The following is a 14,710-nucleotide window of genomic DNA, read 5'->3' on the forward strand; positions in this document are numbered from 1 at the left end:
GAATAGTTGAGCAAGTACGTGAACGGGCGGAACGATCTAGGTGAAAGCGGTGGATTCTTGGTGACCTCACGTGATGATGCGGTATCGGAGGGTGCAGCCCGGAAGGAGTCGCCCGCGAAGGCCGCTCCCGAAGGTGTGAAGAACGGGGGTGCGTCCAACGGATCGGGTCCCCAGAACGCCACCGCGCCGAAGGCACCCTCACAGGATGCGGGCACGCAGACCGCGCTGACGAAGTCGGTCGCGCCCACTCTCGCCGCCGACGTTCAGACGCTGGAACGCGCGATCTACGAGGTCAAGCGCGTGATCGTCGGGCAGGACCGGCTGGTGGAGCGGATCCTGGTCGGTCTGCTCGCGAAGGGGCACGTACTGCTCGAGGGTGTGCCGGGTGTGGCGAAGACCCTGGCCGTCGAGACGTTCGCGAAGGTGGTCGGCGGGTCGTTCTCGCGCGTCCAGTTCACCCCGGACCTGGTGCCCACCGACCTGATCGGTACGCGCATCTACCGGCAGGGGCGGGAGGAGTTCGACACCGAACTCGGCCCTGTCGTCGCGAACTTCGTGCTCGCCGACGAGATCAACCGCGCACCGGCGAAGGTGCAGTCGGCGCTGCTCGAGGTGATGGCCGAGCGGCACGTCTCGATCGGCGGCAAGCGGTACCACATGCCCGACCCGTTCCTGGTGATGGCGACGCAGAACCCGATCGAGAACGAGGGTGTGTACCCGCTGCCGGAGGCGCAGCGCGACCGCTTCCTGTTCAAGATCCTCGTCGACTATCCGACGGTGGAGGAGGAGCGCGAGATCGTCTACCGGATGGGTGTCGATGCGCCGGAACCGCACCAGGTTCTCGATCCCGAGGAACTCGTCCGCCTGCAGAAGGTCGCGAGCGGTGTGTTCGTGCACCATGCACTCGTCGACTACGTGGTCCGGGTCATCGCGGCCACCCGCACGCCGGCGGAGTTCGGTCTCCCCGACGTCGACGGCTGGATCGCGTACGGCGCGTCACCGCGTGCGACGCTGGGCATCATCTCCTCGGCGCGGGCGCTGGCGTTGCTGCGCGGGCGTGACTACGTGGTGCCGCAGGACGTGCTCGAGGTGATCCCGGATGTTCTGCGTCACCGTCTCGTGCTGTCCTACGACGCCCTCGCCGACGAGGTGAGCCCGGACGACGTGATCTCCCGCGTGCTGCAGACGGTGGGTCTGCCGCAGATCGCCGCACAGCCGACGGCGGTCCCGGCCACTCCCGCCGGTCACAACGGACCGCCCGTCCCGTCCACGTCGGTGCCCGGACCGACGGCGATGAGCCAGCCACGGTGAGTGCGCGTACCGCCGGGGCGCAGAGTTCCGGCCCGCCGCCGTCGTTTCGCTCCGGCGAACTCCGTGATCCCAAACTGTCCGCTGCGCTGCGGACGCTGGAACTGACCGTCCGCCGCCGCCTCGACGGTGTGCTGCACGGCGACCATCTGGGCCTGATCCCCGGTCCGGGCTCGGAGCCGGGTGATGCACGCGAATACCAGCCGGGTGACGACGTCCGTCAGATGGACTGGTCGGTGACCGCCCGGACGACGCACCCGCACGTCCGGCAGTCGGTCGCGGACCGGGAGCTGGAGACGTGGCTCGTCGTCGACCTGTCGTCGAGCCTGGACTTCGGTACCGCCGGGTGCGAGAAGCGGGATCTGGTGGTGGCTGCGGCGGCCGCCGTCACGCATCTGACCAGCGGCGGCGGCAACCGGATCGGGGCGATCGTCTCCACCGGCGCCCAGACCACCCGGATCCCGGCCCGCGGCGGCCGGATCCACGCGCAGGCGATGTTGCGTCAGATCGCGACCACCCCGCACGCCCCGGACGGGGTGCGGGGCGACCTGCAGGGGGCGGTGGAGTCGCTGCGCCGGCCGCAGCGCCGCCGCGGTCTGGCGGTCGTCATCAGTGACTTCCTGGGACCGATCGACTGGGAGCGGTCGCTGCGGGCCATCTCGGGGCGCCACGACGTACTCGGTGTCGAGGTGCTCGACCCGCGAGATCTGGAATTACCCGACCTAGGGGATGTAGTGCTGCACGATCCGGAGTCCGGACGGACCCGCGAGTTCACGACCACACCGCAACTGCGCGCCGACTTCGCGCGCGCCGCGGACGAGCACCGCCTGCAGGTGGAGCAGTCGTTGCGGGGGTGCGGTGCCCCGCTGCTCAGCCTGCGGACCGACCGGGACTGGATCTCGGACGTGGTGCGGTTCGTGTCCGCCCGGAAACACAGTTACGGGACCGCGACGAACCAGAGGTCCCGCCGGTGAGTCTTTCGCAGTTCACCTCACCGTGGTGGTTGCTGTTCCTCCTGGTGGTCGTGGCGTTGGTCGCGGGATACGTGTGGGTGCAGCGGCAGCGGCAGAAACACACCCTGCGGTTCACCAATTACGCGTTGCTCGAGAAGGTCGCGCCGTCGCGGCCGGGCCGGGCCCGGCACATCCCGGCGCTGCTGATGGTGCTGGCGCTGGTGTTCTTCAGTGTGGCGCTGGCCGGCCCGACGGAGGACAAGCGGGTTCCGCGGAACCGGGCCACCGTGATTCTCGTCATCGACGTGTCGTTGTCGATGAAGGCGACCGACGTGGAACCGACCCGGCTGGCCGCCGCGCAGGACGCCGCGAAATCGTTCGCCGACGGACTCACCCCCGGCATCAACCTCGGTCTCGTCGCGTTCGCAGGCACCGCGTCGGTACTGGTCTCGCCGACCACCAACCGGGAGGCCACCAAGGTCGCGATCGACAATCTGCAGCTGAGCGAGCGGACCGCCACCGGCGAGGCGATCTTCACGTCGCTGCAGTCGATCGACACGCTGGCCGCGGTGCTCGGCGGCAGTGATCAGGCGCCGCCCGCCCGCATCGTGCTGCTCTCGGACGGCAAGCAGACGGTCCCCGAGAATCCGGACGATCCGCGCGGCGGGTTCACCGCGGCCCGGCAGGCGAAGGACAAGGACGTTCCCATCTCGACGATCTCGTTCGGCACCAGCTACGGCAAGGTCGAGATCGAGGACGAACGCATCCCGGTGCCCGTCGACGACCCGTCGCTGCGGGAGATCGCGAATCTCTCCGGCGGCAGCTTCTTCACGGCGTCGAGCCTGGAGGAACTGCGCGACGTCTACGACACCCTCGAGGAGCAGATCGGATTCGAGACCACCCGCGGCGACGCCAGCCGCCCCTGGCTCGTGCTGGGTGTCCTCTCCGCCACGGCGGGGCTGATCCTCGCGCTGGTCCTGCGTCAACGGCTGCCGTGATCTGCATTCCGGCGGCGTGCTCGGCACCAGCGCCCTGCTGACCGCGGCCCCGCGTTTCCACTCCTGCACATCTGAACAGATAGGTTTATCCGCATGTCTACCCCAGAAACTACTGACGCGTCGGTGAGGACGGTGTCCACTCCCCGGTCGGTGCTCGTCACCGGCGGCAACCGCGGGATCGGCCTCGCTGTCGCGCAGCGCCTCGCGGCGGACGGGCACAAGGTCGCGGTCACGCACCGCGGTTCGGGTGCGCCCGAGGGTCTGTTCGGCGTCCAGTGCGACGTCACGGACACCGAGTCGATCGACCGTGCCTTCAAGGAAGTGGAGGCGCACCAGGGTCCGGTCGAGGTCCTCGTCGCGAACGCCGGCATCACCGACGACACGCTGATCATGCGGATGACCGAGGAGCAGTTCACCTCCGTCGTCGACGCCAACCTGACCGGCGCGTTCCGCGTCGCGAAGCGCGCCACCCGGTCGATGCTACGGTCGCGGTTCGGCCGGTTCGTGTTCCTCGGGTCGGTCGTCGGGCTCGCCGGCGGTCCCGGCCAGGTCAACTACGCGGCCTCGAAGGCCGGTGTGGTCGGCATCGCGCGGTCGCTGACCCGCGAACTCGGGTCCCGGTCGATCACCGCGAACGTGGTGGCCCCGGGATTCATCGACACCGACATGACCGCGGTCCTCGACGACAAGTACAAGGACATGATCACCGGCGCCGTCCCGCTGCAGCGGCAGGGCAAGCCCGAGGAGGTCGCCGCGGTGGTGAGCTTCCTGGCCTCCGACGATTCCGCGTACGTCTCCGGCGCGGTGATCCCCGTCGACGGCGGCCTCGGCATGGGCCACTAGAACCCCCACACCACTTCCCGGACTTTTCTTCACAGGAGGACACCTCATGGGCGGATTGCTCGAAGGTAAGACCATTCTCGTCACCGGCATCATCACGGACGCGTCCATCGCGTTCCACGTCGCGAAGGTCGCCCAGGAACAGGGCGCCAAGGTGATCATCACCGGATTCGACCGTCTGCGGCTGATCGACCGCATCGCGCAGCGGCTGCCGCAGCCGGTGCCGCCGGCGCTCGAACTCGACGTGCAGAACCCCGAGCACCTCGCGAGCCTCGCCGACCGGATCCGCGAGATCGCGCCGGAGGGTGTCGACGGCGTCGTCCACTCCATCGCCTTCGCGCCGCGGTCCTGCCTGGGCAGCCCGTTCTTCGACGCACCGTGGTCCGACGTCGGGGTGGCGTTCGAGGTGTCGGCGTACTCGTACGCGTCCCTGTCGAAGGCGCTGCTGCCGGTGCTGAACGACAACGCGTCGATCGTCGGCATGGACTTCGACCCGGCGCGGGCGGTGCCGTTCTACAACTGGATGGGCGTCGCCAAGGCCACTCTCGAGTCGGTGAACCGGTATGTCGCCAAGGAGGTCGGCGAACGCGGTATCCGTTCCAACCTCGTCGCGGCGGGTCCGATCAAGACCCTCGCCGCCAAGGCCATCGCCGGCACCGCCACCGACGACGCCAAGCAGATGAACGAGCTGAACACGGCGTGGGACGAGCGCGCGCCCATCGGCTGGAACGTCGACGACCCGGAGCCGGTCGCGAAGACCGTGTGCACCGTGCTGTCCGACTGGCTGCCCGGCACCACCGCGTCGATCATCTACGTCGACGGCGGCGCCCACGCGATGGCCGGCTAGGACACTACCCGGGGAGTGCGCCCCGAACGGCAGCACGGAAGATGGGGATCATGATCGCTGTGAATTCGACGGACGGTTCCGATTCCCGGTTCGACGCCCTTCTTCTGCTGTCGTTCGGGGGTCCCGAGAAGCCCGAGGACGTGCGCCCGTTCCTGGAGAACGTCACCCGGGGCCGGGGGGTGCCGCCCGAACGTCTGGACGCGGTCGCCGAGCACTACCTGCATTTCGGGGGTGTGTCGCCGATCAACGCCCTCAACCGCGACATCATCTCCCGCGTCGAATCCGAATTGGCAAGCGCCGGAATCGATCTGCCCGTCTACTTCGGTAACCGGAACTGGCATCCGATGGTTGAGGACACGGTCGCCCGGATGGGTGCGGACGGTGTCCGCTCGGCCCTGGTGTTCCCGACGTCGGCGTGGGGCGGGTACTCGGGGTGCCGGCAGTACCACGAGGACGTCTCCCGGGCGCGGGCCGCGGCCGGCGACGGGGCTCCGCACCTGCTGAAGCTGCGGCAGTACTACGACCACCCGCTGCTGATCGGGGCGTTCGCCGACGCCGTCCGCGCGGCCGCCGCGCAGCTCCCCGACGAGCACCGGGCGGACGCGCGACTCGTGTTCACCGCCCACTCCGTTCCGGTCTCCGCGGACGTCAACGCCGGACCACCCGCGGAGGGCGGTCGCCTCTACAGCCGGCAGGTGGCCGAGGCCGCGAGGCTCACCGCCCGCGCCGCCGGCTTCGACGACTTCGACCTGGTGTGGCAGTCCCGGTCCGGGCCACCCCAGGTTCCGTGGCTCGAACCGGACATCTGCGACCACCTCGACGCCCTCGCCGGCGACGGTGTGCGCGCGGTGATCGTGTGCCCGGTCGGATTCGTCTCCGACCACCTCGAGGTGGTGTGGGACCTGGACACCGAGGCGCGGGACAAGGCCGCCGACCTCGGCATCGCCTTCGTGCGCGCGGCCACACCCGGGACGGACCGGCGGTTCGCGGAACTCGTGGTCGAACTCGTCACCGAGCAGCTGGCCGGCGCGTCCGCCGCGCGGCTCGGATCCGAGCCGCTGCTCGGGTCCACCCTGGACGGCGCGTCCTGCGCGGTCGACTGCTGCAAGGCCGCCGTCAGGCCGTCAGGCCGTCCCGCGCACACGCATTGACGGCGGCGGTGCGCGCCGAGCGCACCGCCGAACGCAGCGGCCGCAGCAGGTCCTCGAGGGTGGCCGCGCCCGACGCGGACACGGTGCGGGCGGGGGCCATCTGCTCGGCAACGGTGAGGATCGCGGCCACCTGATCGGCCGAGTCCAGGATCCGCAGCGCCCGCGGCGCGATCGTCGCCGGGTACCGGTGCAGCGCGGACTTGGCGAGCGCATCGGCGATCAGTGCGCGCGGATCGGCGCCGAAACCGGAGTCGAGCATGTGCAGGGCCTCGAGCGCGGCCGCGGCGTCACGCACCGCCTCCCGCATCGTGAACTCGGCCTCACCCAGACCGGTGTGGTGGGCGTCGAGGGGGAGCCGCTCGATCGTCGACACCGTCCACCGCAGCACGTCGGGACCCTCGACGTGCGGGACGAGCCCCGTCCCGGACCGGCCGGGCGGCCCGACGAGGACACCCTCGCCGGTGCCGATCGCGGCGGACGCGAACTCGGTGCCCGCGGGCAGCCCGCGCACGTCCCCCGGCCCGGGCAGGACCAGCCGGATCTCGGTCTCGGGTTGCGACACGGAACGGCGCATCGTCTGCAGCAGCGCCGTCACCCCGGCGTCCTGCGGGTCGGGCCACGGCAGTCCGGTGCGCCGGGCCGTGCCCTGATCCTCCGCGCAGGCGAGGTGCATCGGCGCCCACGCGTGGAGGGCGTCGATGACGTCGTCGGGTGCACTGTTCCCGGCGAGCCAGGAACTGGCCCACACGGTGAGAGTGGCGCTGGGTGAAGTCACGATAAACGAGCATATGTCGGCGTGGCGGCGTGTGCGTAACGGCGCCGCTGGCATAGCGTCAGCGCCCGTGAGCGGAGGCGACAGATACGGCGACATCTTTTCCGGACACCCACGCGCGAGGAAGCCCGTGACGCCGACGGTCCCGGCCGAGCGGGACCTCGTGGTCGAGGACGCGGGCACCGGGTTCTGCGGGGCGGTGGTGGGGTTCGAACGCACCTACGACGGCGATTTCGTCCGGCTCGAGGACGGGGCGCGGCGCACCCGGTTGTTCGCGATGCGGGAGGCGGCGTTCCTGATCGACGGGAAACCGGTCACCCTAGTGCGCCCCGCGGCCCAGCCCGCCGGTCCGCCGGCCACCCGGTCGGCGTCGGGATCGACGAAGGTCGAGGGGCTGCGGGCCCGGACCGCGCTCGCCAGCCGGATCTGGGTGGAGGGCGTCCACGACGCCGCCCTGGTGGAACGGGTGTGGGGGCACGACCTGCGCGTCGAAGGGGTCGTCGTCGAACACCTCGAGGGTCTCGACAACCTCGGGGAGCGGCTCGCCGAGTTCCGCCCCGGACCGGGACGGCGCGTCGGCGTGCTCGTCGACCACCTCGTCACCGGGTCCAAGGAAACCCAGCTGACCCAGGGGCTCGGGCCGAACGTGCTCGTCACCGGGCACCCGTTCATCGACGTGTGGGAGGCGGTCCGGCCGTCGGCGGTGGGCATCGCGGCCTGGCCGAAGATTCCGCGGGGTGAGGACTGGAAGACCGGGGTGTGCCGCGAGTTGGGCTGGGGGACACCGCGCGACGGGTGGCGCCGGGTGTACTCGGCCGTCGACACGTTCCGCGACCTGGAGGCGCCACTGATCGGGGCGGTCGAACAGCTGGTCGACTTCGTCACCGTCGGTTCCGGAGATTCTGGTTAGATGGTGTTGTGGCTGCATTGATTTGGCTGGTAGCGGGGGTGCTGCTCGCCGCCGCCGAAGCGTTGACGGGGGACTTCTTCCTCCTCATGCTGGCGGGCGGTGCGCTGGCCACGGCCGGGGTCACCGCGATCACCGACTTCCCGGTCTGGGTCGACGCGGTGATCTTCGGAGTACTGTCCCTCGCGCTGATCCTCGGGGTGCGCCCGGTGTTGTTGCGCAAGTTCGAGACACCGCCGCCGACCCCGACGGGGATCGAGGCGCTCACCGGCAAGCAGGCCCTGGTGCTCGAGGAGGTCGCCGAGCACGCCGGGCAGATCAAACTCGGCGGGGACGTGTGGACGGCCCGCCCGCTCGACAGCACGGAAGTGTATCCACCGGGAACGACCGTGACGGTAATGCAAATTGACGGCGCGACCGCCGTCGTATGGAGGGGACCGTAGATGGCAGCACTCATCGTGTTGATCGTGCTCGTGTTGTTCGTTGCGCTGGTGGTGGCCAAATCGGTGGCGCTGGTGCCGCAGGCCGAGGCCGCGGTGATCGAGCGACTCGGCCGGTACTCGCGGACCGTGTCGGGTCAGCTGACGTTCCTGATCCCGTTCGCGGACCGCATCCGGGCCAAGGTGGATCTGCGCGAACGGGTGGTGTCGTTCCCGCCGCAGCCGGTGATCACCCAGGACAACCTGACGCTGAACATCGACACCGTGGTGTACTTCCAGGTCACCAACCCGCAGGCCGCGGTGTACGAGATCAGTAACTACATCGTCGGTGTCGAGCAGTTGACCACCACCACGCTGCGCAACGTCGTCGGCGGCATGACGCTGGAGGAGACGCTCACCTCGCGTGACTCCATCAACGGGCAGCTGCGCGGGGTGCTGGACGAGGCCACCGGCCGCTGGGGTCTGCGCGTCGCCCGGGTCGAACTCAAGAGCATCGATCCGCCGCCGTCGATCCAGGAATCGATGGAGAAGCAGATGAAGGCGGACCGCGAGAAGCGGGCCACCATCCTCACCGCCGAGGGGCACCGGGAGTCGGCCATCAAGACGGCGGAGGGCGACAAGCAGTCCCGCATCCTCGCCGCGGAGGGCGCGAAGCAGGCGTCGATCCTCACCGCGGAGGGTGAGCGGCAGTCCCGGATCCTGCGGGCGCAGGGCGACCGGGCCGCCAAGTACCTGCAGGCGCAGGGTCAGGCGAAGGCGATCGAAAAGGTGTTCGCCGCAATCAAGTCCGGCAAACCGACCCCCGAACTTCTCGCGTACCAGTACCTGCAGACGTTGCCGCAGATGGCGCAGGGCGACGCGAACAAGGTGTGGCTGGTGCCCAGCGACTTCGGTGACGCCCTCAAGGGGTTCGCGAAGACGCTCGGCGCGCAGGGGCAGGACGGGGTGTTCCGGTACGAGCCGTCCACCACGGACGAGGATCTGCCCAAGCCCGAGGACGATTCGGAAGAGGTCGCCGACTGGTTCGAGACCAAGTCCGACCCGGCCATCGCGCAGGCCGTCCGCGCCGCGGAGGTCGAGGCGCGGCAGCCCGTCGACGGTCCGCTCACCAAGCCCGGCGGCGCCGACGAGCACGCGCCGCTGTACCCCGGGGGAGCGCCCGGGCAACTGCCTCCGCCCGTCCCCCCGCACGGCTGACCCCCGCCTACCCGGCCGCGGCGTAGCGGCGCAGCAGCGGCCGGAGCACCCGGAAGAGCTGTTCGGGTGCGTGGTCGAGGTAGAAGTGATCGCCCGCCAGCATGCGCACCCCGGACAGCCGGGTGGTGTGCCGATCCCAGGCGTGCAGTTCCCGCTCGCCGACCAGTGGGTCGGCGAGCCCGCCGAACACGTGCGCCGGGCAGCTGAGCGGCGGGTCGCCGGGGTCGCGGAAGCCGGTGCACAGCCGCAGATCGTCGCGCAGCGCGGGAAGGTAGCGGGCCGGGAACTCCGGCAGGTCCGGGAGGCCGGCGGGAACACCACCGGCGGCGCGCAGCACCGCGATCAGGGCCGGGTCGTCCAGCCCGTCGACCGGCGGTAGCGGTGCGGGCAGGTGCGGCGCCGCGTACCCGGACAGCAGCAGCGCCCGCGGGAGTGGGTGACCGGTCGCGCGCCGACGGCACGCGAGCCGGTACGCCACCAGCGCACCCATGCTGTGGCCGAAGAACAGGTGCGGCGCAGTGAGCTGTTCGCCGAGTTCGGAGTCGAGCGCGGCGACGAGGGAATCGAGGTCGGTGAACCCGGCCCCGCCCGCGCGCCCGGGCAGGTGCACGGGCCGTACCGACACGTGCGGGCCCAGGGCGCGGTGCCAGCGGCGGTACGTCGTGGGCCCGCCGCCGGCGTGCGGGAAGCAGAACAGCCGTAGGGGCACGGCGCTACGCGGCCGCGGCGAGCGCGGCGAGTTCCTCGGCGAGAGCCGCCACGGTGGACCGGATCTGGTCCTCGGTGTGGCAGGAGGTGACGAAGAAGCGCAACCGCGCGAGATTCTCCGGCACCGCCGGGTAGAGGATCGGGTTGACGTTGATGCCGCGCCGGAGCAGCGCCCCCGACAGCGCGAGGGTGCGGAGCGAATCCCCGACGATGCAGGGGATGACCGGGGTGTCCCGGCTGTCCCCGGTGTCGATTCCGGCGTCCGCGGCGAGCTGCAGGAACAGCCGGGAGTTGCGACGCAACCGGTCGAGGGCCTCGGGTTCGGCGTGCATCTGCCGGATCGCGGCCAGGGACGCCGCGGCATTCATCGGGGTCATCCCGACGCTGTAGACGAAGCCGGGCGTCGTGTATTTCAGGAATCGGATCAGTTCGGCGTTGCCCGCGACATAGCCGCCGCAGCCCGCCAGCGCCTTCGACGTGGTGCCGGACCACAACTCCACGTCGTCGCGGTCGACGCCGAAGTGCTCGCCGATGCCGCCGCCGGTGGAGCCGAGCACCCCGATGCTGTGGGCCTCGTCGATCATCATCAACGCCTGGTGCTTCTTCTTCACCGCGATCATGGCGGGCAGGTCGGGAATGTCGCCGTCCTGGCTGTAGACGCCCTCGATGAGAATGAGGACCCGCCGATACCGCGAGCGGATCGCGGTGAGCAGGGCGTCGAGCGCCGCGTGGTCGTTGTGCGGGAACGGGCGCCGGGTGGCGCCGGACAGTGCGCAGCCCTGCAGGATGCTGTCGTGTGCGAGGCTGTCGTGGACGACCAGGTCCCCCTCCCCGAGGAGGTGGCCGATGACCGTGACGTTGGTGGCGTGTCCGCTGACGAGGGCGATGGCGTCGTCGGTTCCGAGCAGCCCGGCCAGTGCGGCCTCGAGTTCGCGGTGTACCGGTTTCTCCCCGGACAGCACGCGGCTGGCCGAGCAGGAGCTGCCGTAGCGGGCGACGGCGTCCTGGACCGCGGAGACGACGGCCGGGTGCCCGGACATGCCGAGGTAGTTGTAGCTGGAGAAGTTGAGGACCTCCGCGCCGTCGATCGTCGACGTGTCCCGGGTGACGCCGTCGTTGACGAGGAAGTACGGGTTGGTGACGCCGAGCCCCTCGGCGGCGGTCAGCCGTGCGGCGAGCGCCTGCACCTCCGGGAAAGCGGCGATGCGGAACTCGGGTGCCACCGCCGGTTCCGGGTCCGGGACGGGCGTGACGGCGGGCCGCGACCCGGGGACGCGGTGCGCCGTCACATGGTCGATCACCTCGCCGAGCGTGCGGCCCGGTGTGAACCAGTCCGGTTCGACGACGAGACCGGGGAATGCGCGGCGCAACCCGCCGAACAGGTCGGTGATCATGATCGAGTCGAATCCGAGGTCGCCGGCGATCGTCTGCGTCGCGGCCAGCGCGGCCGCGGGGAATCCGCTGACCCGTGCGACTTCCGCGCGCACCCGGGTCGCGGTGTCGCCGGCCGCCGCCGCTGGACCGGGCCCGGTGTCCGGTGTCGCCGCCGGGACGGACAGTCCCGAACCGGGGACACCGGCGGCGGCAGCGAGCAAGGCGGCCTGCTCCCGGAAGAGAGCGATCAGGTGGTCCATGGTGGTGTCCTCGGGCTCGGCGGTGACGGTGGGTGGTGCGGGTTGCGCCGCGGTGGGTGCGTTCTCGGGTGTCCAGAAGCGGGCGGTGGTCGCGAACGGGTACCCGCGCAGTCGCCGGCGGACCCGGGCGCCCGGCTTGTACAGCGCGTCCCACGCCGGGTCGTGGCCGTCCCGGTACAGGGCGGCGACGGTTGCGGGGAGTTCGTCGCCGGTGGCGGCCGGGCCGGGGCACGGCGCCAGGTGCCGCGCCGTCGAGCCGGGATGGGCGCGGGCGGTCAGCGACAACAGGATTCGTGCGGGGCCCACCTCGATCAGGTGGGTGGGATCGCAGGTCAGGGCGGCCGCGGTGGCGTCCGAGAAGCGCACGGTGGCCGTGATGTGGTCGGTCCAGTAGGTCGCGTCCATCGGTTCGTCGACGTCGAGCAGCCGCCCCCAGATGGTCGAGAAGATCGGGATCTCGGGCGGCCGATACGTGCAGTCGGCGGCGACCTCCGCGAACGCGTCCCGGATCGGCGCCATGGCGGGGGAGTGGAAGGCGTGCGAGACGGTGAGCCTGCGGACGGGGACTTCGGCCGCGGTCAGCGCGGCGCCGATCCGGTCGACGGCGTCTGCCGCTCCCGACAGCACCACGTCCCGCGGCCCGTTCACCGCCGCCAGTGCGGCCGCGGGTTCGCCGGCGAGCAGGGCGGCGACGTCGTCCGGGGTGGCCCGCACCGCCAGCATCGTGCCGCCGGCGGGTAGTTGCTGCATGAGCCGTCCCCGCGCGACGATCAGCCGGCACGCGTCGTCCAGGCCGAACACGCCTGCGTGGGCGGCGGCCGCGTATTCGCCGACGCTGTGGCCGATCAGCCACGCCGGTTCGATGCCCAGTTCACCGAGCGTCCGGGCCAGTGCGTACTCGACCGCGAACAGGGCGGGTTGCGCGAACTCGGTGCGGTGGATGTCTTCGCCGGTGCCGAACAGCACGTCCCGGACCGAGCGGCCCAGGTGCGGGGTCATCCGCTCGTCCACGTCCGACAGCGCCTGCCGGTAGGTGCCGTGCTTCTCGTGCAGTGCGCGGGACATTCCCGGGTACTGCGCGCCCTGCCCGGTGAATAACCAGCCGACGCTGACGGGGCGGGCCGTCCCGGACAGCGACTCGAGCAGGTGTTCGTCGCCGGCCGCCGCCCGCAGTGCCGCGACGGCCTCCTCCCGGTCGTGGGCGGGGAGCGCCAGCCGGTGGCGCCCGGATGCCTTGACCGTGTTGGTGCTCCAGCACACCGGGCCCAATTCGGCGTGGGGGTGGGCGAGCAGATCGTCGGCCAGGGCGGCGGCGGTGCGGGCGAGGCCGTCCCGGTCGTTCGACGACAGGGTGAGCACGCCGCCGCCCGCACTCGCCGTGGGCGGGTCGCCGGCGGGCGCCGCGGCCAGCAGCAGGTGGGCGTTGGTGCCGCCGAGCCCGAAACTGCTCACGGCGCCGTGCACGTCGCCGCCGGGCAGCGGCATCGGCTCCGTCAGGATCTGAAGACCGTTGTCTACCAACCGGAGTCGCGGGTTGACGTCCGCCGCGCCGCGGCTGGGCGGCACCACCCGGTGGTGCAGCGCGAGGGCGACCTTGATCAGTCCGGCCACCCCGGCCGCGCCCTCGGTGTGGCCGAGATTGCCCTTGATCGACCCGATCGCGCACGGCTGCGGGCGGGGTACCGCGTGGACGTGACCGAGGGCCTTGATCTCGATCATGTCGCCGAGCACCGTCCCGGTGCCGTGCGCCTCCACGAACGCGACCTGTGCGGGCGTGACACCCGCACGCCGGTACGCCTTCTCGACGACCTGCTGCTGGGCCCAGCGGTTGGGTGCGGTGATCCCGTTGCTGCGGCCGTCGTTGTTGACGGCGCTGCCCTTGATGACGGCGTAGATCGGCAGACCCTCCGCCTGCGCGTCCGCCAGCCGGCGCAACACGAGTACCGCGACCCCCTCGCCGCGGCCGATTCCGTCGGCCGCGGCGCCGAACGGTTTGCACCGGCCGTCCGGCGCGGACAGCCCGGCCTGCGTGTAGAAGACGTTCACCGTGGGGGTCAGGGTCAGGTTGACACCCCCGGCGAGGGCCTGGTCGCAGTCCCCGGACCGCAGCGCCGCGCAGGCCAGGTGGACGGCGACGAGCGACGACGAGCAGGCGGTGTCGATCGCCATGCTCGGGCCCTGCAGATTCAGCTGGTAGGAGACCCGGTTGGCGGTCATGAAATAGCCGTTGCCGCTGCCGAGTTGCGGAGTGATGCGTGGGAGGTCGCGCATCTGGAGATTCCACTCGTTGGCCATGACGCCGACGTACACGCCGGTGTTCGAACCGGCCTGGGCCCGCGGATCGAGCGCGGCGTCCTCGAACGCCCGCCACGCCGCCTGCAGCAGCAGCCGCTGTTGCGGGTCCATCGCCGCGGCCTCGCGGGGTGAGATGCCGAAGAAGTCGTGGTCGAAGGCGTCCGCGTCGGTGGGGAATCCGCCGCTGCGGTTGTTGACCGAGCCGGGGCCACCGGCGGCGTCGAACACGGCGTCCGCGTTCCAGCGTCCGGCGGGGACGTCGGTGATGCCGTCGCTGCCCTCCATCAGCAGCGTCCACAACGCGGCGGGGTCGGGGGCCTGCGGGAAGCGGCAGTCGAGGCCGACGATCGCGACGTCGGTCATGAGGCCTTCCGGTGCCGCAGTGCGGTTTCGCCGACGACGAAGACGGCCATCTCGGCGATCGTCGGGTAGTCGAACACCACGGTCGGATCGAGTTCGAGGTCCCAGCGGTCCTCGATCTCGCCGCACAGGCTCACCGCGGACACCGATTCGATTCCCAGCTCGGCGAGGGGGAGGTGCGGATCGACGTCGTGCACCGGCCGTTCGGTGTGATCGGCGACCCGGCAGGCGAGCCAGTCGATGACGGGGGCGAGGTCGCGGCGGGTGATCTGCTCGGGGACGGGCATCGGGTTCTCCTGG

General features: G+C 70.9%; 13 protein-coding genes. 9 read left to right on the forward strand and 4 right to left on the reverse strand.

What is annotated here, in order from left to right; genetic code table 11:
- Positions 1-135: 135 nt before the first annotated feature.
- The 6 genes from P3H15_RS25825 to P3H15_RS25850 all read left to right on the forward strand — a co-directional run bounded on the left by P3H15_RS25825 (position 136) and on the right by P3H15_RS25850 (position 6,097).
- Positions 136-1,311 carry a MoxR family ATPase gene (locus tag P3H15_RS25825; RefSeq protein ID WP_276139894.1) on the forward strand — a complete coding sequence of 392 codons (1,176 nt, stop codon included), beginning with the start codon at positions 136-138 and terminating at the stop codon, positions 1,309-1,311.
- Positions 1,308-2,282, forward strand: coding sequence for a DUF58 domain-containing protein (locus P3H15_RS25830; RefSeq protein WP_095860601.1), 975 nt, complete (start codon positions 1,308-1,310; stop codon positions 2,280-2,282). Before P3H15_RS25825 ends, P3H15_RS25830 begins: the two co-directional genes overlap by 4 nt.
- Positions 2,279-3,259, forward strand: coding sequence for a VWA domain-containing protein (locus P3H15_RS25835; protein ID WP_095860600.1), 981 nt, complete (start codon positions 2,279-2,281; stop codon positions 3,257-3,259). The genes P3H15_RS25830 and P3H15_RS25835 overlap by 4 nt, the downstream gene beginning before the upstream one ends.
- Before the next feature lie 93 nt (positions 3,260-3,352).
- Complete coding sequence (fabG1, locus tag P3H15_RS25840) at positions 3,353-4,102, forward strand: 3-oxoacyl-ACP reductase FabG1 (RefSeq protein WP_072942052.1); 750 nt, start codon at positions 3,353-3,355, stop codon at positions 4,100-4,102.
- Between the two features lie 46 nt (positions 4,103-4,148).
- Entirely contained in the window at positions 4,149-4,946 is a 798-nt protein-coding gene (gene inhA / locus P3H15_RS25845) for an NADH-dependent enoyl-ACP reductase InhA (protein WP_005241845.1), read from the forward strand.
- Between the two features lie 41 nt (positions 4,947-4,987).
- Positions 4,988-6,097 (forward strand): ferrochelatase, encoded by a 1,110-nt coding sequence (locus P3H15_RS25850; RefSeq protein ID WP_276139844.1) that lies wholly within the window; start codon positions 4,988-4,990, stop codon positions 6,095-6,097.
- Here the strand turns inward: P3H15_RS25850 and P3H15_RS25855 are convergent.
- Complete coding sequence (locus P3H15_RS25855; protein ID WP_276139845.1) at positions 6,063-6,872, reverse strand: hypothetical protein; 810 nt, start codon at positions 6,870-6,872, stop codon at positions 6,063-6,065. The genes P3H15_RS25850 and P3H15_RS25855 overlap by 35 nt on opposite strands.
- Before the next feature lie 67 nt (positions 6,873-6,939).
- On the opposite strand from P3H15_RS25855, the gene P3H15_RS25860 reads away from it, so the two are divergent.
- Genes P3H15_RS25860 through P3H15_RS25870 form a run of 3 tightly spaced genes read left to right on the forward strand, consistent with a single transcriptional unit; the run spans position 6,940 to position 9,413 of the window.
- Positions 6,940-7,779: a DUF3097 domain-containing protein gene (locus tag P3H15_RS25860; RefSeq protein WP_276139846.1), complete on the forward strand. Its 840-nt coding sequence runs from the start codon at positions 6,940-6,942 to the stop codon at positions 7,777-7,779.
- An 8-nt stretch (positions 7,780-7,787) separates the two neighbouring features.
- Positions 7,788-8,219: an NfeD family protein gene (locus P3H15_RS25865; RefSeq protein WP_005241863.1), complete on the forward strand. Its 432-nt coding sequence runs from the start codon at positions 7,788-7,790 to the stop codon at positions 8,217-8,219.
- Positions 8,220-9,413 (forward strand): SPFH domain-containing protein, encoded by a 1,194-nt coding sequence (locus P3H15_RS25870; protein ID WP_276139847.1) that lies wholly within the window; start codon positions 8,220-8,222, stop codon positions 9,411-9,413.
- A gap of 7 nt (positions 9,414-9,420) precedes the next feature.
- On the opposite strand, the gene P3H15_RS25875 is transcribed toward P3H15_RS25870, so the two are convergent.
- From P3H15_RS25875 to P3H15_RS25885, 3 genes are read right to left on the reverse strand one after another with little or no spacing between them, the layout of a single operon-like run.
- Positions 9,421-10,122 (reverse strand): thioesterase II family protein, encoded by a 702-nt coding sequence (locus P3H15_RS25875; RefSeq protein ID WP_276139848.1) that lies wholly within the window; start codon positions 10,120-10,122, stop codon positions 9,421-9,423.
- 4 nt (positions 10,123-10,126) lie between these two features.
- Positions 10,127-14,413 carry a type I polyketide synthase gene (locus tag P3H15_RS25880; protein ID WP_276139849.1) on the reverse strand — a complete coding sequence of 1,429 codons (4,287 nt, stop codon included), beginning with the start codon at positions 14,411-14,413 and terminating at the stop codon, positions 10,127-10,129.
- Positions 14,410-14,697, reverse strand: coding sequence for an acyl carrier protein (locus tag P3H15_RS25885; protein ID WP_072942039.1), 288 nt, complete (start codon positions 14,695-14,697; stop codon positions 14,410-14,412). Before P3H15_RS25885 ends, P3H15_RS25880 begins: the two co-directional genes overlap by 4 nt.
- Between the last annotated feature and the right edge of the window lie 13 nt (positions 14,698-14,710).

It is taken from the genome of Rhodococcus sp. T2V (genome assembly GCF_029269925.1).
GTDB lineage: Bacteria > Actinomycetota > Actinomycetes > Mycobacteriales > Mycobacteriaceae > Rhodococcus_F > Rhodococcus_F koreensis.

Excerpts from the sequence above, each read along its gene's own strand:
- P3H15_RS25870 (WP_276139847.1), top strand. The coding sequence starts at position 8,220 with ATGGCAGCACTCATCGTGTTGATCGTGCTCGTGTTGTTCGTTGCGCTG.
- P3H15_RS25850 (WP_276139844.1), top strand. The coding sequence starts at position 4,988 with ATGGGGATCATGATCGCTGTGAATTCGACGGACGGTTCCGATTCCCGG.
- inhA (WP_005241845.1), top strand. The coding sequence starts at position 4,149 with ATGGGCGGATTGCTCGAAGGTAAGACCATTCTCGTCACCGGCATCATC.
- P3H15_RS25885 (WP_072942039.1), bottom strand. The coding sequence starts at position 14,697 with ATGCCCGTCCCCGAGCAGATCACCCGCCGCGACCTCGCCCCCGTCATC.
- fabG1 (WP_072942052.1), top strand. The coding sequence starts at position 3,353 with ATGTCTACCCCAGAAACTACTGACGCGTCGGTGAGGACGGTGTCCACT.
- P3H15_RS25880 (WP_276139849.1), bottom strand. The coding sequence starts at position 14,413 with ATGACCGACGTCGCGATCGTCGGCCTCGACTGCCGCTTCCCGCAGGCC.